We start from the raw sequence: 17,526 nt of genomic DNA, 5'->3' as shown, positions 1-17,526 counted from the left end.
TTAAATACTACTAATCGCAGCAACAGCTACACCAAGTTGATAAACTATCTGTGTTGCCGTACTCCACAAGGTTAGGTTGTCCATATAGCCGGAATCAAGAGGGACTACAATCGTATCTCCAGCTTCTAGCATTTGTGAATCATTAACTGCAAACCAGCTTCCTGAATTTGGAATTTTCACTGAACCATTCGCTTTAATAATATAGGCACGCGATTCATCAGCGCGAACCTTTAAGCCACCACTCAATGCGATGTATTCTTCAAAACTTATGCCTGGTTTGTATAAATGCGAGGTTGAGTAATTAACTTCGCCAATTACGCTGATAGAGTCGCGCTTACTTGGCACATATAAAGCATCACCATCTTGCAGCACAAGCTTTTGTTTATCTTCAACGATTAAAGGAAGATCAATAACGAGTCGCCCTACCGCTTCTATATCTGCTAAGTCGATAAGTAACTTGTTCATCTCATCGTACGATAACGTTCTGGCACCTTTCTCAAAGCTTTTTTGTGCAAGGTCACGACGTAAATCTTCTGATAACTTAGTTAATTGCTGCTGCTCTTGCCTGCGAATAGACTCGCGTGTAAAAATGGCAGCTTTCTCTTCAGCAAACTCTGAGAATCCACCTGCGCGCGCTAGTAAGTTAGCCAATGTTTCACCACGACGAATTGTATAAGTTCCTGGGAATTTAACTTCACCTTTTAGCTCAACTTTTACATTTTCTTGCCAATTTGGAATTGAGAAAATATTAAGGCTATCTTTACTACGTAGCACTCGGTTATCACCAAGCTTCCCTAACATAGCGTTATGCAAATTAAACTTTATATGCTCTACTTTTGTCGCATCGCCAGCTAGTAGGCGAGTGATTTCGGCTTGCTCTGTGTAAGCAGATTCAAGTAACCCACCTGCTGCTATAATTAGCTCGTTAACTTCAGCGCCAACTGTTAACGGATATACACCTGGATAAGCAACATGACCATTTATTTCAATTAACTGCATAGCTTGTGCTACTGAAGCCTGCTGTTTTAATTTTGCTTTGATTGGTTTTAATATGTTGTAGCGGCTAAAAGTTGAATAATTTTCAGCCCTAAGCTTAACAAGCTCTTCATCCGCTTTTCTTTGCTTAGCTAATTGAGTAATAGTTACATTAGCACTATCATCTGTCTTTATGAAAGCGTCTTCACTTTGGGTAACTCCAATGTATTTTTCGAATTCTTTCTTTTGATACTTATGCCACTGCTCAACTTTAATTTGTTGTTGTTGTTGTTTTTCGGTCAGTGCCATATTTGTTAGCGCTAACTTTTCGGCTTCTTTTTCTTCAAAACGACTAAAAATTAATAACTTGTCATTTGCTTGCAACTCTAAATCGTGTTCAGCGGCTTTTACAATCGCTTGCGCAATATCAAATTGATACACCTCAATATCGCCTGCAATATTAATTTCACGTACTAACAAGGCATAACTAAGGTCAGCTTGTGGTAACAAATCACCACGAACAGATGTAAATACATCCGAAATATGCTTACCTTGTTGCCATTGATAATTACCAGGGCGTGCAACAGCACCTATTACGGTAATTGAGTTTTGAATCTGTAAACTTACTGGATTAAAACGAATTCTATCGCCATCTTGCGGGATATAGTTGATATCACTAACGCTAAAATCGACTGATAAAATTTCTTTAGCATTATAATTATTAAAGCGCTCAACAATACCTTTTTGAGCATAAGCCTCTGGTTTTAAGCCACCGGCCATTGTTAATATATCTTGGGCCGTTTCATTATTTTTTATTTCAAAAATTGCAGGGCGCTTCACTAACCCTTCAACAGCAACTTGCCCTCCCACGGGTGGAACAAAAACCACATCACCAGGCTTTAAAATAATATCGTTACGACTGTCACCCTTAATCAGTAATTCATACAGATCAAAGTTTGCAACGACTTTACCTGCACGTTTAACTTGAATATTACGTAAAGATGCAATATCTGTTACACCACCGCTAATAAAAAGCGCATGTGACACTGTACTCAATGACGATACGCTATAGCTACCTGGCTTATACGCTTCACCTAACACTAAAATACGCATACTGCGTAATTGTCCTAGTGATACAAACGCTTTAACACCGATAATTTCTTGCTCTACTTTAGCTTTAATAAGTTCTTTTATTTCCCCGAATGTCAGGCCGGCCACTTCGACAGGGCTTAAATTTGGGATGTTTATTCGCCCTTCACGATCAACATACACTTCATAGCTTTCGCTTTCTTTACCATAGAAGTTAATATTTAGCTGATCACCTCGACCTATTAAGTAGGTTTCTGGCACAGCTGCATTTTCGCTTGGCATAAAGGTCGTAGGCTCACCAGAGAACAACTCGTAACCAAAAGGCTTGATTTCATCCAATTGTGGATCAAAGCGTTCTTCGTCTGTTAATACTGGCTCTTCTTGCTCTTGACGCGGATAAACTGTTTGCTGTTCTTCTACAACAGCATTGGGCGATAATTTGTTACCAGTAATACTTGTTAAATCAACACCATACTGCGCAGCTAGTGCTTCTTGCTGTGCCTTTGGCAGCTTTTTAAATTGTTCAATTTGCGATGCAGTCGGCGTGAAAGCAAATGCCGATGCAGTCGTTAACAGTAAAAAAGTTATTAAAAATCGTTTAAAAAGCATCACAAGTAGGTTTATCCCAAGAACTACAATCAAATGATTCGCTATTCTACATTATTTAACTACAAATAAAAAAGGGACTTTCGTCCCTTTATTTCATTTAAATGTCACTAAACAAAGATAAACTGTTAAAAACTGTAAACCAGTGTCAGCGATGTTTCTGTGTCTGTGCTTTCTTTATCATCAGCAACATCTGAGTTGTTGGTGATGTTGTAAGCAACTTTCATTTGTAATGAACCATTGATCTTAGCTAAAAGCGCAGTTTCTGAACGTGTTTTAGTGTTTGTATCACCGTACTCAACTGCAACTAACTGAGTAAACTTTGCGTTATCAGAAATTTGCCAATTATAATCAAGTTTACCTAATGCAATAACTTCACCTTCACGCTCGCCGGCTAAAGAGTTGCCATTTTCATCTACTTCACTACTTTTATCAGGGTATTGAAAATACTTATAACCTGGACCAATTTCAGCATTTAGCCACATGTCAGAGCGATCTAACAGGCGCTGACCATAACCTGCTGAAATAACTGACTCGCTGCGATAAGCGCCAAAGTAATCTGAAACATGTGAGCCATAAATATATAAATGAGCATGATCTTCATTTAATTTATAGTTACCTTGCGCTGATAACGAATATTTTTCGTTAGTACGCTGTTTTTCTTTTACACCGGCATCATTTTCAACGTTGTCTTCTTTATAAAGACCGTTAATTTTATACTCGTTGTTCCAGCTTTCTAAGTTATGTAACGCCTTGAGCCCACCCTTAAGAGTAGTTGTTTCAGTATTACCGCTAGTGATAATTGCACCTAGCTCACTGGTAACTTCCCATGTTCTAGCGTCTTCTGCGAATGCGTTAGTTGTAGCTGATGCTGCAACTAAAATTGATAAAAGCTTTAATTTCATTAAAAATGACCTTTGTTACTTGTATATTGATTAATCTTGCTTGTGCAAATGAACATCCATTTGCGGAAACGGAATAGTGATATCCGCATCATCTAATGCGATTTTAATGTTCTCAATTAAAGACCAGTAAGTTGGCCAGTAATCGTCTGAATTAACCCACGGACGCACAATGAAGTTTACGCTTGAGTCTGCAAGCTCAGACACTGATACATTATAAGCTGGATCTTTAAGAATGCGTGATTCTTGATCTAGTACTGATTTAAGTACTTCTTTTGCTTTGCGTAAGTCTGCATCGTAACCAACACCAATAACTAGATCGATACGGCGAGTTGCCTCGCGTGAATAATTAATAATTGAGTCAGACATAATTTTAGAATTTGGCATGATGATAACTTTGTTATCTGGTGTGCGTAGTTCAGTAGAAAAAATTTCGATTTTCTTAACTGTACCAGCTTTACCGCCAACTTCGACATAATCACCCGATTTGAAAGGGCGAAGTAAGATTATAAGTACGCCAGATGCGAAGTTAGATAGTGAACCTTGCAGTGCTAGGCCAACTGCTAAGCCTGCAGCACCTAAAATAGCGATAAATGAAGTGGTTTCTATGCCAATTTGTGACAACGCCATTAAAATTGTTGCCATAAATACGATGGCATAAACAATGCTTGATACGAACGAACCGACAGCTTTATCTACTTTCTTTTTATCGAATGCTTTTTCAGTTAGGTTAGAGCAAAATTTTGCAACACGACCGCCCAGTAAAAAGATCACCAATGCAATTACAACTTGAATGCCATAATGCAAAATCAAACCCGAGTTTTCGTTTATCCAGTTAAGTATTGTATCCATTATCACTCCTGACATTCAGTATTAAACAGTTTGTTGGTTAAATTATATCTGATTTCAATTTATTATTTAATTAATTAATCTATTTATCTTTAAAAGAACATCTTTAGGGTTAATTTTTTATTTTACCCAACCAGATAAAAAACGATTTAAACATTCACACTCTGACTATTTTACAAACAAAAACATTCAATTTAAAATTTTTTTCACTTTTTTTGCCCTTAGCCCTTCACAAGATTTATTATTTTATGTATTATCCGCGCCACACCAAACAAGGTGTGTTGTGGCGGTTGTAGCTCAGTTGGTAGAGCCCCGGATTGTGATTCCGGTTGTCGCGGGTTCAAGCCCCGTCAATCGCCCCATTTTTCTCTTCTTATCTCAATATCAAATACATTCTTAAAATTTCATTCCATTAATTAATTCATATTAAGCACTATCACGGCTGAAGCCTTCCCCCCAAGAGCAAACTTAGGGCTTTAACACTTTATTTTAAACAAAAAAATGCCACCTTTCGGTGGCATTACACACGGGATTATTTCTACATTATAGAAATTCTTTTCAAAAATTAGGTTCTAAGTTCTACAAAGTTCAACTTTTATCTTGAACCTTTCAACTTTTACCTTGTAACTTAGCTATTTCCAGCTCTTCATCTTATGCCCTTTAACAGCATAGAAAAGAATGAATAAATAACAAGGTAACATGACGATATAAGCCCCCTGCTGAGCCGCCGCAGAATCCACACCACCACTTGCTAAGCCCCAGAATAATGGGCCAAATGCCCCACCGGCGATACCCATTACAAGTAGGCCAGAACCAACACTGGTTAATTTACCTAATCCAGACAATGCTAACGGCCATACCGCAGGCCATACAATGGCATTAGCAAAGCCTAACACAGCTATCATCAATAGTGTATCTGGTAATTGCACTTCTAAATCAAGTGCTGTTGCTATCACAACTGAACTCGTATCACTAAATACCACAGCAAGTGTTAATACACAGCCTAAAATTGCAGACACACTTAGCGCTGCATGCTGCGAAATAACGCGCGGTATAAGCACAATACCGACTATATAGCCTAACACCATGCAGCTCATTGTATAAGAAGTCATTACGCTATATTTTTCAATACCTAGCGACAACGCAAAAGTACCGATAGTATCCCCTGCAATAACCTCCACAGCTACATAAACGAACAATGCAACTACACCTAGTGCAAGGCTTGGGTGAGAAAGTGCTTCTTTTACTTGCCCCTTAGCGCTGTGCTCTTCATCATCAATAAGCTCTGGTAAGGGCATTTTTGTCACGGCAAATGCCAATACACCAATAAATAGCGCCAACCCTAAATAAGGATAAATTAAACTATTTGCCATTGAATCGATTTCAGCTTGTGATAGATCTTTACCAACCAAGCCGGTGAAGTCGCTTAAAATTAATGCTGTAAATACAATTGGCGCAATCACCCCAGCGCCTTTATTTAATATCCCCATGATGCTAACACGTACTGCAGCTGATTCTTCAGGTCCAATCCGTACAACATAAGGGTTGACTGCAGTTTGCAGTAAAGTTTGCCCTGCTCCCATAATCAACTGTGCAAGTAAAAATAGAGCAAACACATGAGATTTTGCAGCTGGAATAAATAACAGAGCTGCTACCATCATGGTCGCCATACCCAGCGCCATACCATTTTTATAACCAACTTTACGGATGATCATTGCCGATGGCACTGCAGTAAACGTCACCGCTATATAAAACGAGAATAAAATCAGTGAGGCTTGAAATGGACTAAGCTGCAATACTTGTTTTAAATATGGCATTAGTGAACCATTTAACCAGGTTGCAAAACCTAGGATGAAAAATAAAGTGGCAACAATGGCCATTGGTATAAAGTTACTTTGTTTATTTATTTTTGACACTGTGGCTTCCATAAAACTTCTTCTTGTTGCGAGCTATCGTTATAATTATTTATTACAATTAAGTTCAAAAAACTTAAATCGACGATTAGCGTTGCTGTAGTTATAACACCTTGGCGACATTTAAATGACAATATCGAAACAAAAATGACAGCGCTGCCATAAAACTTTACGTTAATTACTGTCATATTACTAGTAACAATTTATTTTTCAACGATGCAAAAAAGAGCCTTTACGGCCCTTTCAAAACATAATTAGTTACTAATATATTAATTTATATAAGTAATTCTGCTTTTTAGCTTGCTATTTAAGCTACTGCGTAATGCTACAGACTGCTGTTTAGAAATACTGATCGGAGCTGTATATTGCTGCCAACTCGCCCCTTTATCTAAACTATACTCGGCATTTAAATATGTAAATGGCGTGTTAACTTCAAGTTTGCCGCTGTTGATCACACCTCCTGGTACAGGTAAATGTAAAGTTATACCTGCATTTGCCAATTTAGTTAGCTCTTTTAAACCAACTGCAGCAGAGAATTGAGCCCAATCCTTTTCTTGGTTTTTACGATCAACCTGCTCGCCTTCCCATGACGCTTTATGCCATGCACGTTCAGCAACAGAAAGAATACGCGGGAATATCATTGCCAATACTTGATCTTCGGTTCGAATAGTTTCAGACCAAACTTGTCCTTGCATACCTAAGATGTTTTCAGGTTTTTTAAGTGTAGGTAGCGGGCGGCCAACTAGCGCTTCAAGATTATTTATTGGCTCTCGTGTTCGGGTGTAATCGGCATTTGCATACACATTATCTGGCATATAATTAAATGCTTTTTTAGTATCGGTATAACGCGTTGCCCAATAGTAACCACGCTCTTGTGGATGAGCTTCATAAGGGTGGTCAAAGTATAAGTGTGTACCGTGCGATAGAATCACTTGGTAGCCTGCATTAGCAAGGCGATAAGCTCTATCTGCTACACCCCACTCCCAAATATTATCCCAGACGTTTGCTGTAAAGGTTTTGTTTGGAAACTCGTCGCGCTTAAATGGGTTTGTTTGGTCATACATTAAACCATCTTCCCATGCACCTGGCGAAATACCACGTTTCTCAAGTAACTTGGCCACGCGTTGTGTAAAGTAAGGTTTAAGGTCTGCGGCACCTGCAATCCCGTTATTTGGATCAGCAAACATTGCTTGGCACACTGGCGAACCAATCCATGAACCGGCACCAACTTCATCACCACCAAAGTGCAAGTTAGTCAATTGCACACCAGCTTCGCGGTACATTTGTTGTAATTCGTAGGTAACCTTATCAAAAAAGGCGTAGGTTGAATCCATGCACACGTTCATCGAGTTATCTTTGTAGTTTTGCACCGTCATATATACAGAAGTGTCTTGCGGATCACTCAATAAATACTCGGTTGCAGTACTGATATCTACCTGCTGCTCCTCTTTCCCCGTATTCTTTTTATTAACAAGCTTATTTTTGGCTACTCGTTGCGCCTCATCGGCAAGCTTATGATAACGTGCTTCCATTGCTTTAATTGATGCGCGAGCATGCCCCGGCCCTTCAATTTCCGGAATAATCTGAATATGACGATCTTTGGCAAACTTTAATAATTCAACAAACTCACTACGAGTTAAGTAACCATTACCTGAGCCAGATTTAAATGGTCCGGTGCCTAACTGTGTTAATAAACACTCTCTTTCTTCAAGGTCAAAACAGCGATAGCCGCCAATCTCAGTAAGCTCTGGTAATCCTGGAATTTCTAAGCGCCAGCCTTCATCTTCAGAGAAATGCCAGTGCAGTTTATTCATTTTATACCGCGCCATTTGCTCAACAAGTTTGAACATAGCGTCTTTGCCGTGATAATTACGACCATTATCATAGTGCATACCACGCCAGCCGTAACGTGGGCTATCTTCAATTTCAAGTTGTGGAACGTCTACAGTGCCTTGGCTATTTGCCGGGAGTAGATTAAGTAAGCTCTGCATGGCATAGAACACACCGGCATTATCACTACCAACAATTTCAATACGATCGTCATCTATTTCGAGAGTATAGCTTTCTGATTTACCACCGGCCAACTGTGGATTTACTTTTAAGCTAAACAGTTTTTCTTTTGCTAGTTTGATGTGATCTGGCTGTGCTTTTAAGGTTAGGCCATAGTCATCTTGCAAGTCTTGCATAAACACCATGACTTCGTTCTTTAACTGACCTTGAAAACTGATCTGCCAGCTGCTATCAAGTGTTGCAGTACCGCGATTAAATTCGATTTTTTGTGGTTTTGGAATGATCCGCTTTAATGCGTCTTGTTGCGATACTTGACTTGTCGTTTGTTGATTACGCTCAAAGCGAACTTGTGGAGTAACTAATACCGTTAAATCTTTTGGCTCGTTATAACGGCGTAGTTGATTTTCACGCTCAAACGGTGCAACAAACTGGGTCATGTCTTCACTATCAGTATTTGCAAAAATAGCTGGTTTATTATCACCAGAGACAAAAAAAGCACGTGGCATAAAGTCAGTGTAGGCAACCACCCAAACTTGAGCATCAAACTCAAGCACTAAGCTTTTACCTGGAGCCAACCCTGTAAAGTTTTTAGTTGGGGTAATGCGGTGTAAATCACCATTTACGTGTTCAATATTTAAACCCGCAACTAGCTCAGTAGTGATCTTACGAACTGAGTGAATATACAACTGCCAATCACTTTCACCAGCAGGAAGTGCAACATCAGATTGGTTGTTTAGTGTAATTGTCCCTAAAAAACCAGCGGCTTTATTATGAAAGTTATCAACCACAGCAAATGTCAGGCTGGTCTCTTTGGCAAAGTTATTCACATCAGTTTGCGAAAACTGCGCCTGCGCCATTAATGGCATCATCGCGATCAAACTTGCTAAAGTTCGCTTTTTAAAATCCATTGCTCTCTCCTCGTTGTATACCCTAGACTACGCATTTCCCCCACGTAATCTGTTATTTATTATTATTTATTCACCTCCATCATATAAAAGATAAAATGACAGCGCTATCATTAATTGAAATAAAAGCTATCAGCTTCTAGCTTTAAATTTTCATACACACATATTTTTCTTCGAGGTACTCGTCGAGCCCTTGATGGCCACCTTCGCGACCAAGACCTGATTGTTTTACACCGCCAAAAGGAGCTACGGGGTTGGAGATCAGCCCTTCGTTGATCCCTACCATACCGAACTCTAATGCTTCGCTTATGCGGTAGATTTGTTTTATATCTTGGCTATAAAAATAAGCGGCAAGACCATAGGGTACGTTATTAGCTAGTGCGAGTACTTCGGCTTCTTCATCAAATGCGATAATGCTGACCACAGGGCCAAATACTTCTTGATGGTAAATATCCATCTCAGGGGTAACGTCAGTTAAAATCACGGGTGCTTGATAGTTACCACCAAGCTCAACATTATCACCTATTTGTACTGCACCTTTTGCTTTGGCATCTGTAACCAACTCTTGTACTTTTTGCTTAGCTTCAGGATAAATCAACGGCCCTATATCTGTTGCGTCATCAAGCCCATTACCCACTTTCAGTGCTGTAACTGTTTTAGCTAATTTATCGACAACTTGATCAAGTACGCTACGCTGTACAAAAATACGGTTAGCGGCGACACAAGTTTGCCCACCATTTCTAAACTTTGCCCCCATAAGTCCTGTTACCGCTTCATCTAAATCGGCATTATCAAAAATAATAAACGGCGCGTTACCACCAAGTTCCATTGAAGTACGCTTGATAGTAGAAGCACATTGTGCAAGTAACTGCTTACCCACCCCCGTTGAACCGGTAAATGTAAACTTACGAACAGCTCCTGACTCAGTGAGTAATTCGCCGACCATTTTAGCATTTTCAGAAACCAGCACATTAAATGTACCTTGTTCAAAACCAGCTTGATCAGCTAAATAAGCTAACGCGAGTGCGCACAAAGGAGTATGTTCCGAGGGTTTTAGTACAAAGCTACACCCAGCGGCATAAGCTGGTGCAACTTTACGCGTAACCATAGCAATCGGGAAATTCCATGGGGTTATACCAGCAACCACACCTATAGGCTGTTTAAAACTAGTTAAACGATGATTGTCATCAGTGGCGGGGATCACATCACCATAACTACGTTTGGCTTGTTCGGCGTACCACTTAATAAATCCAGCCCCATATTCAACTTCACCAAGGGCTTCTTTTAATGGTTTACCTTGCTCTTTAGTCATTAATTCTGCAAGTGTTTGCTTATGTTGTATAACCAGTTCAAACCAACGCATTAATACATTACTACGCGTTGTGGCATTGGTGGCTTTTAATTTAATAAATGCGCCGTGAGCGGCGTTGATGGCCTGTTGTACACCAGTTTGGTCAATATCGCTGACTTCTATGATACTTTTTTCGGTTGCAGGATCATCTACACTAAATCGCGTATCGGTTTTATAAAACTCACCATTTATAAACGAGTCTGAAAAAATAAGATCACTCAAAATACACCTCCGAAATATGGTTGAACCCGTAGCAGCGGTTTTACTCCGCGTTTAATAAAGACGTGACATAAAGTCGCTGCTACAAACAAAAACACCGCGCTCAAAATTGAGCGCGGTGTTTTCTATAAACCTTAAAGCTTAAAACTTATAGCTGCGCTTTAAATCAATGCTCTTCATTCACTATATTGAGATTGTACTTAGGTATTTCAACGATTAAGTCTTCATCACGAATGATTGCTTGGCAACCTAGGCGTGATTCAGGCTCTAAACCCCATGCTTTATCTAGCATGTCGTCTTCAAGCTCATCGCTTTCGTCAAGTGAGTCAAAACCTTCACGAATAACTAAATGACAAGTGGTACACGCACATGACTTTTCACAAGCATGTGGAATACTGATACCGTTTTTAAGTGCAACATTCAGAACTGTTTCACCACTTGGTGCATCAATTGCAGCGCCGTCAGGACATAACTCCGGATGGGGAAGAAAAATAATTTGTGGCATTCTAACCTCTTTTAAACGTTGTCTACTGACTGCCCTTGCAGTGCTTTTTTGATCGATGCATCCATTCTTAACTCAGCAAATTTACTGCTGGCGTTATCAACTTTCTCTATGGTTGCTTTTATTTGATTTGGCTCGGTAGCTGTCTCACGAACTGTAACTAGTTTCGCAATTTCTGCATTCAAGTTAGTTAATTCATGTTCAGCAAGTAAAGCGCTGTCTGTTGCTAATGATGCATAAAGTGCTTCGATAACACGCAATGCTTCAACTTGTTGCTCTTTGAGCATACGCGCTTGCATATCACCTTTGGCGTTAGTCATCGACTCTTTAAGCATATTAGCCACTTGGTCATCTGACAAACCAAACGATGGTTTAACCTGGATTTCAGCTTGTACGCCCGTTGATTTTTCCATTGCGGATACGCTAAGTAAACCATCGGCATCGACTTTAAAGGTCACACGAATATGCGCCGCACCGGCTGCCATTGGTGGAATACCTTTTAAGCTAAATTTAGCCAATGAACGGCAATCATCAACTAGCTCTCGTTCACCTTGCAATACATGCAGAGACATTGCCGTTTGACCGTCTTTAAAAGTAGTAAACTCTTGTGCTCGCGCAACCGGTATAGTGGTATTACGGGGAATAATCTTTTCCACTAAGCCACCCATCGTTTCTAAGCCAAGAGACAGTGGTAATACATCAAGTAATAACATGTCTGAATCAGGCTTATTACCTATTAATACATCAGCTTGTAATGCTGCACCCAGTGCAACTACGCGATCAGGATCGATAGAAGTAAGTGGCTCTTTATTGAAAAATTCAGCCACTTGATTACGTACAATTGGCATACGGGTTGAGCCGCCGACCATAACTACTTGCTGTACTTCATCGTTGGTAATGCCGGCATCTTTAACTGCACGGCGACACGAACGGAGTGTTTTTTTCACCAACACCATGGCTAGTTCTTCAAACTTGTCGCGAGTGACTTCGACCGTGTATTTTTCATCGTCAAACTCAAGGCAAACGTTCACTTTAGCATATTGGCTTAGTGCTTCTTTACAAGCTTTCGCTTTGCTGATGAATAAGCGTAAGTTTGAGGGTGATAGTGCCATTACTCCAGTTTCACGCTTAAAGTGCTCCACTAATAATGAGTCAAAATCATCGCCACCTAGGCTTGAGTCACCTCCAGTTGCCAGCACTTCAAACACACCTTGGTTTAAACGCAAAATTGAAATATCAAACGTACCGCCGCCTAAATCATAAACCGCAATAATACCTTCTTGGCCTGAATCTAAGCCATAAGCAACGGCGGCGGCTGTTGGTTCATTTAATAAGCGTAGTACATTAATGCCCGCAAGCTCTGCGGCATCTTTGGTGCTTTGTCGCTGTGCATCATCAAAGTATGCTGGCACCGTGATCACCGCACCTAAAATATCTTGCCCTGCAAAGCTTTCTTTAGCGCGTTGTTTTAATGCTTTTAGTATGTCGCTTGAAGCTGTAATTGGGCTGATGTTGCCAGCTGCGGTGGTAATCGCTAATGCGCCATCGTGCTGACAAAAGTCATACGGCAATTGACCGTAGCTTTGCTCTATTTCAGCTTGAGTTTTGCCTAAAAAACGCTTAACTGAAATTAAAGTATTTACAGGATCCTGTGTTGCAGCTTGAGCAGCAAGTTCACCCACTGTGATACCAGCAGCGGTATAACGTACAACAGACGGTAGCATGGCTACGCCATTAACATCGGTTAATGTACGGGCTTCGCCACTTTGTACTGTCGCAACAAGTGAGTTGGTAGTACCAAGGTCAATACCAATTGCTAACTTATGTTCATGTGGTGCCGCGCTCTGCCCCGGCTCAGCAATCTGCAATAATGCCATAATGATCTTTAACTCTTGTTTTACTTACCAATGGTGTAGTAAGTTAGATAATTAATCGTCGAATAAACTGTCTTCAATACGTTCTAATTCATCTCGTAATTTATACACGAACTTTAATTTTCGAATGCTATCAGCGGCTAACAGCCATTGCTGCTCGTCATTACTTGCCAATTGCTCAGCAAGTTGCGCACTGTATTGGCTGTCTAGTTGTTTTATTTGCTTCTCGAACTGAGCAATCGCTGTGTCTGGATCATCACTTATGCTTAGTTCTTCAAGCTCTTCACGTAATTCCATTTGCTGCATTAAAAAGAGTGGATCTTGTAGTGTTTGCTGCTCGGCACGAATATCAACACCCAATTCACTCAGCATGTATTCTGCACGCTTTACCGGATGCTTTAAAATTTGTAAGGCATCATTAATTTCTGCGGTATTTTGTACGGCTAATAACTTATCACGGCTGCTGGCATTGGCATGGCGATCTGGGTGAACGGCACGCTGGAGTTCGAGGTAATTCTTAGTTATTTTTGCCAAATCTACATTGTAATCAACGGGTATCGCAAACAATTCAAAATAGCGCATAATTCCAACCATGCCAACAATCTATTGGCTTAAAATTCAGATAGAACAAAGCCCTACAGGTGCAGGGCTTAATAGTACAATCACTTTACTATTTATACTGTGAAACTTTCGCCACAACCACACTCATCAGCTTGATTTGGGTTAATAAATTTAAACCCTTCATTCAAACCTTCTTTAGTGTAATCAAGCTCGGTGCCATCAATATAAACTAAGCTTTTAGCGTCGACGATTACTTTAACCCCTTGGGATTCAAATACTTCGTCGCCTTCAGATAACTCGTCAACAAACTCAAGAACATATGCAAGACCTGAACAGCCCGTCGTTTTAATGCCTACGCGCAGGCCCAAGCCTTTTCCGCGATTTGCTAAAAATGATTCTACGCGGTTTACTGCCGCTTCTGTCAATGTCACTGCCATGATTATCTCTTACTTCGCTTGTTTACTTTTGTAATCTGCAATTGCCGCTTGGATTGCATCTTCAGCTAAAATTGAACAGTGAATTTTCACTGGTGGTAATTCAAGCTCAGCACTGATATCAGTGTTTTTGATCATAGATGCTTCATCTAATGTCTTTCCTTTAACCCACTCTGTTACAAGTGATGATGAAGCTATTGCGCTACCACAACCGTATGTTTTAAATTTAGCGTCTTCAATTACGCCCTCAGCTGATACTTTAATTTGCAGCTTCATAACGTCACCACATGCTGGTGCGCCAACCATACCCGTTGCTACTGATGGGTCATTTTTGTCTAAAACACCTACGTTACGTGGGTTTTCAACATGATCGATTACTTTATCACTATACGCCATAATACTATCCTCACTACCTGCTAGCGGACATGCACATCAATTAATGATGTGCCCATTCAACTGAATCTAAATCAACACCTTCTTGATGCATTTCCCAAAGAGGAGACATCTCACGTAAGCGACCGATAGAGTTTTTCATTAAATTGACGGTATAATCAATCTCTTCTTCGGTGGTAAAACGACCAATACTAAAACGAATTGAGCTGTGTGCTAATTCATCGTTGCGGCCAAGCGCACGTAATACATAAGAAGGCTCTAAACTTGCTGATGTACAGGCAGAACCTGATGATACAGCAATATCTTTCACAGCCATCAATAACGATTCACCTTCAACAAAGTTAAAGCTGATGTTAACAATTCCTGGTACTGATTGATCCGGTGTACCATTGAAATACACTTCATCCATATCAGCCATAATGCCATCAATTAAACGCTTACGAAGCGCACTGATGTGAGCATGATCTTTTTCAAAGTCTTGTTTAGCAATTTTAAATGCAGTGCCCATACCAACGAGTTGGTGTGTTGCAAGTGTACCAGAGCGCATACCACGTTCATGCCCGCCACCGTGCATTTGCGCTTCAAGGCGTGCACGTGGCTTACGGCGAACATATAATGCACCAATACCTTTCGGGCCATATACTTTGTGAGCCGAAAATGACATAAAATCAACTTTCAGCTGTTGCACGTCGATTAACACTTTACCAGCACTTTGTGCGGCATCAACGTGAAACATGATTTTACGTTCACGACACATTTCGCCAATAGTCGCGATATCTTGAATTACACCTAGCTCATTGTTTACATGCATAATGCTCACTAATACTGTGTCATCACGCATTGTGTCGGCTAATTTTTGTAAATCAAGTAGGCCGTTTTCTTCAACGTCCATATAAGTTACTTCAAAGCCTTGACGCTCTAGCTCACGACAGGTGTCGATCACTGCTTTATGCTCAGTTTTAGCGGTAATAACGTGCTTACCCTTCTTTTTATAAAACTGTGCTGCGCCTTTAATTGCAAGGTTGTTTGATTCTGTCGCACCCGACGTGAAAACGATTTCACGTGGGTCAGCGTTAATTAAATCTGCGATATCAGTACGAGCTTGATCAATCGCTTCTTCAGCTTGCCAACCAAAACGGTGTGAACGTGATGCAGGGTTACCAAAATTGCCATCCATTGTTAGGCATTGCATCATTTCTTTTGCTACACGCTCATCAACTGGCGTGGTTGCTGCGTAATCTAAATAAATCGGTAACTTCATTTCTTTCTCCGCGGGATGCCAACTTATAGTTGGCAGCTTACTTGAATATTTTCCAATTGCTTGAGTGCATTATTAACGCTGTTATCTTGGCGAGATGAAACTTCCTTCACATCTGACTTTTCTACCAATTCAGCAAGGGTAATACCGTTTAAAAAGTCTTCTATTCTGGTACTTAGATCTGACCATAAGGTGTGAGTTAAACACCGCATACCGCTTTGACACCCGCCCGTTGCGCCATGGCATCGGGTTGCGTCAATTGATTCATCAACGGCGTTTATCACATCGCCAACCGAAATAACATGCGCTTCACGACCAAGTAGATAACCACCACCAGGACCACGCACAGAGCTGACTAAACCACTTTTACGTAATCGGGCGAATAACTGCTCTAGATACGACAAAGAAATTTCTTGTCGTTCTGAAATATCAGCAAGGGGAACTGGCCCTACATTTGTATGTAGCGCAACATCCAGCATCGCTGTGACGGCATATCTGCCTTTTGATGTTAACTTCATGGAGCCCCCACACTAAAGAGTGCAAATTTTAATTACCAGAGTACAATAGTCAAGTATTAAAAAGCCTAGGTTCTAGGTTCTAGGTTCTAGGTTCTAGGTTCTAGGTTCTCAAAAACAGTATTGAGTCATTTACTTTACTGTCAAAGATGCTCAAGTTTTATTCCTAGCGCCTTTGTCTTCCTAGTTCTACTTCAATACCCGACTGTTTTAGTCAAGTACTGTGTTCATTGTAATTACCTGAGTAATTTAGTCAAGTATTAGCTTATAACTTTCACTTATTTAGTAGACTTATTTATTGAGGTTAAAATACCGCGCAAGATATTAAGCTCTGCGTCTTCTGGGCGAGCACGGTTAAATAAACGACGTAGCTTAGTCATTACCATGCCCGGATGCTGCTTAATAATAAAACCAGTTTCTAGTAAAGTTTGTTCTAAATGTTCGTAAAATAACTCGGTTTGTTTTGAGCTTGGGTATACCGCTTCGTCTTCTTCTACTTTTTTAGGTTGTTGATTTAAAAATGCCATGCGCGTTTCATAACATAGCGTTTGTACTGCCATAGCTAAGTTTAACGAGCTGTACTCTGGGTTAGCAGGAATGCATACATGATAATTACACAACTGTAACTCTTCGTTAGTTAGACCGCTATTTTCACGACCAAACACTAACGCAACAGGACCAGTAACAGCTTCGGCAACTAGCTTTTCACCACATTCACGTGGTTCAACCATCGGCCATGATAAAGTACGTGAACGTGCGCTAGTACCAATAGTTAGAGCACAACCTGCAATCGCTTCAGCAACTGTCTCAACTATTACCGCATTACCTAGCACATCAGTTGCACCAGCCGCTAATGCGCTGGCGTGGCTATCAACTTCACACGCTGGATCAACTAAATACAGTTTTGATAAGCCCATGGTTTTCATCGCGCGCGCCGCTGAGCCGATGTTACCTGAATGCGAGGTGTTTACTAAAACAATGCGGATGTCATCTAAGATCATTACTGTTTAACTCATACCAAAAAATTGCGCGAATTATAACATAGCTATCAGCTATCAGCTATCAGCTATCAGCTATCAGCTATCAGCTATCAGCTATCAGCTATCAGCTATCAGCTATCAGCTATCAGCTATCAGCTATCAGCTATCAGCTATCAGCTATCAGCTATCA

At 40.4% G+C, this 17,526-nt stretch carries 14 protein-coding genes and 1 tRNA gene; 1 reads left to right on the top strand and 14 read right to left on the bottom strand.

Annotated features, from left to right (window positions below):
• The 3 genes from HHO47_RS14635 to HHO47_RS14625 form a co-directional block, all read right to left on the bottom strand.
• A complete protein-coding gene (locus HHO47_RS14635; RefSeq protein ID WP_169020998.1) occupies nucleotides 1-2,673 on the bottom strand; it encodes an SLBB domain-containing protein in 2,673 nt (890 codons plus the stop codon).
• Between the two features lie 125 nt (nucleotides 2,674-2,798).
• Nucleotides 2,799-3,575 carry a DUF481 domain-containing protein gene (locus HHO47_RS14630; RefSeq protein WP_169020961.1) on the bottom strand — a complete coding sequence of 259 codons (777 nt, stop codon included), beginning with the start codon at nucleotides 3,573-3,575 and terminating at the stop codon, nucleotides 2,799-2,801.
• 30 nt (nucleotides 3,576-3,605) lie between these two features.
• A complete protein-coding gene (locus HHO47_RS14625) occupies nucleotides 3,606-4,424 on the bottom strand; it encodes a mechanosensitive ion channel family protein (protein WP_169020960.1) in 819 nt (272 codons plus the stop codon).
• Nucleotides 4,425-4,707: 283 nt separating this feature from the next.
• Here HHO47_RS14625 and HHO47_RS14620 point away from each other — a divergent pair.
• Nucleotides 4,708-4,783: transfer RNA gene (locus HHO47_RS14620), tRNA-His, on the top strand.
• Nucleotides 4,784-5,053: 270 nt separating this feature from the next.
• On the opposite strand, the gene nagP is transcribed toward HHO47_RS14620, so the two are convergent.
• The 11 genes from nagP to trmJ all read right to left on the bottom strand — a co-directional run bounded on the left by nagP (nucleotide 5,054) and on the right by trmJ (nucleotide 17,357).
• On the bottom strand, nucleotides 5,054-6,349 hold the full coding sequence (gene nagP / locus HHO47_RS14615; RefSeq protein WP_169020959.1) for an N-acetylglucosamine MFS transporter NagP: 1,296 nt from the start codon (nucleotides 6,347-6,349) through the stop codon (nucleotides 5,054-5,056).
• Between the two features lie 254 nt (nucleotides 6,350-6,603).
• Nucleotides 6,604-9,252, bottom strand: a complete 2,649-nt coding sequence (locus HHO47_RS14610) for a family 20 glycosylhydrolase (protein ID WP_169020958.1) — start codon at nucleotides 9,250-9,252, stop codon at nucleotides 6,604-6,606.
• A gap of 142 nt (nucleotides 9,253-9,394) precedes the next feature.
• Nucleotides 9,395-10,822, bottom strand: coding sequence for an NAD-dependent succinate-semialdehyde dehydrogenase (locus HHO47_RS14605; RefSeq protein WP_169020957.1), 1,428 nt, complete (start codon nucleotides 10,820-10,822; stop codon nucleotides 9,395-9,397).
• Nucleotides 10,823-10,985: 163 nt separating this feature from the next.
• Nucleotides 10,986-11,324 carry an ISC system 2Fe-2S type ferredoxin gene (gene fdx, locus HHO47_RS14600; RefSeq protein ID WP_145236547.1) on the bottom strand — a complete coding sequence of 113 codons (339 nt, stop codon included), beginning with the start codon at nucleotides 11,322-11,324 and terminating at the stop codon, nucleotides 10,986-10,988.
• Between the two features lie 11 nt (nucleotides 11,325-11,335).
• A complete protein-coding gene (hscA, locus tag HHO47_RS14595; RefSeq protein ID WP_169020956.1) occupies nucleotides 11,336-13,198 on the bottom strand; it encodes a Fe-S protein assembly chaperone HscA in 1,863 nt (620 codons plus the stop codon).
• 51 nt (nucleotides 13,199-13,249) lie between these two features.
• Nucleotides 13,250-13,777, bottom strand: coding sequence for a co-chaperone HscB (hscB, locus tag HHO47_RS14590; protein WP_169020955.1), 528 nt, complete (start codon nucleotides 13,775-13,777; stop codon nucleotides 13,250-13,252).
• 92 nt (nucleotides 13,778-13,869) lie between these two features.
• Nucleotides 13,870-14,193, bottom strand: coding sequence for an iron-sulfur cluster assembly protein IscA (gene iscA / locus HHO47_RS14585; protein ID WP_169020954.1), 324 nt, complete (start codon nucleotides 14,191-14,193; stop codon nucleotides 13,870-13,872).
• Nucleotides 14,194-14,202: 9 nt separating this feature from the next.
• Entirely contained in the window at nucleotides 14,203-14,586 is a 384-nt protein-coding gene (gene iscU, locus HHO47_RS14580; RefSeq protein WP_169020953.1) for a Fe-S cluster assembly scaffold IscU, read from the bottom strand.
• Nucleotides 14,587-14,626: 40 nt separating this feature from the next.
• The gene (locus HHO47_RS14575) at nucleotides 14,627-15,844 is read right to left on the bottom strand and encodes an IscS subfamily cysteine desulfurase (protein ID WP_169020952.1); all 1,218 of its coding nucleotides are present in this window, start codon (nucleotides 15,842-15,844) and stop codon (nucleotides 14,627-14,629) included.
• Nucleotides 15,845-15,867: 23 nt separating this feature from the next.
• Nucleotides 15,868-16,359: a Fe-S cluster assembly transcriptional regulator IscR gene (iscR, locus tag HHO47_RS14570; protein WP_169020951.1), complete on the bottom strand. Its 492-nt coding sequence runs from the start codon at nucleotides 16,357-16,359 to the stop codon at nucleotides 15,868-15,870.
• Nucleotides 16,360-16,634: 275 nt separating this feature from the next.
• Nucleotides 16,635-17,357, bottom strand: coding sequence for a tRNA (cytosine(32)/uridine(32)-2'-O)-methyltransferase TrmJ (gene trmJ, locus HHO47_RS14565; RefSeq protein ID WP_169020950.1), 723 nt, complete (start codon nucleotides 17,355-17,357; stop codon nucleotides 16,635-16,637).
• Nucleotides 17,358-17,526 lie beyond the last annotated feature (169 nt).

This window comes from Pseudoalteromonas arctica (genome assembly GCF_012927645.1).
Classification (GTDB): Bacteria; Pseudomonadota; Gammaproteobacteria; order Enterobacterales; family Alteromonadaceae; genus Pseudoalteromonas; species Pseudoalteromonas arctica_A.
Note: the sequence above shows the minus strand (reverse complement) of the source record. Positions and strands in the feature narration are given on the sequence as shown.

What these genes read in the sequence shown, in the direction of transcription:
- iscU (WP_169020953.1), bottom strand. Translation starts at nt 14,586, where the DNA reads ATGGCGTATAGTGATAAAGTAATCGATCATGTTGAAAACCCACGTAAC.
- hscA (WP_169020956.1), bottom strand. Translation starts at nt 13,198, where the DNA reads ATGGCATTATTGCAGATTGCTGAGCCGGGGCAGAGCGCGGCACCACAT.
- HHO47_RS14635 (WP_169020998.1), bottom strand. Translation starts at nt 2,673, where the DNA reads ATGCTTTTTAAACGATTTTTAATAACTTTTTTACTGTTAACGACTGCA.
- HHO47_RS14575 (WP_169020952.1), bottom strand. Translation starts at nt 15,844, where the DNA reads ATGAAGTTACCGATTTATTTAGATTACGCAGCAACCACGCCAGTTGAT.
- iscA (WP_169020954.1), bottom strand. Translation starts at nt 14,193, where the DNA reads ATGGCAGTGACATTGACAGAAGCGGCAGTAAACCGCGTAGAATCATTT.
- HHO47_RS14610 (WP_169020958.1), bottom strand. Translation starts at nt 9,252, where the DNA reads ATGGATTTTAAAAAGCGAACTTTAGCAAGTTTGATCGCGATGATGCCA.
- HHO47_RS14630 (WP_169020961.1), bottom strand. Translation starts at nt 3,575, where the DNA reads ATGAAATTAAAGCTTTTATCAATTTTAGTTGCAGCATCAGCTACAACT.
- nagP (WP_169020959.1), bottom strand. Translation starts at nt 6,349, where the DNA reads ATGGAAGCCACAGTGTCAAAAATAAATAAACAAAGTAACTTTATACCA.
- hscB (WP_169020955.1), bottom strand. Translation starts at nt 13,777, where the DNA reads ATGCGCTATTTTGAATTGTTTGCGATACCCGTTGATTACAATGTAGAT.
- fdx (WP_145236547.1), bottom strand. Translation starts at nt 11,324, where the DNA reads ATGCCACAAATTATTTTTCTTCCCCATCCGGAGTTATGTCCTGACGGC.
- iscR (WP_169020951.1), bottom strand. Translation starts at nt 16,359, where the DNA reads ATGAAGTTAACATCAAAAGGCAGATATGCCGTCACAGCGATGCTGGAT.
- HHO47_RS14625 (WP_169020960.1), bottom strand. Translation starts at nt 4,424, where the DNA reads ATGGATACAATACTTAACTGGATAAACGAAAACTCGGGTTTGATTTTG.
- trmJ (WP_169020950.1), bottom strand. Translation starts at nt 17,357, where the DNA reads ATGATCTTAGATGACATCCGCATTGTTTTAGTAAACACCTCGCATTCA.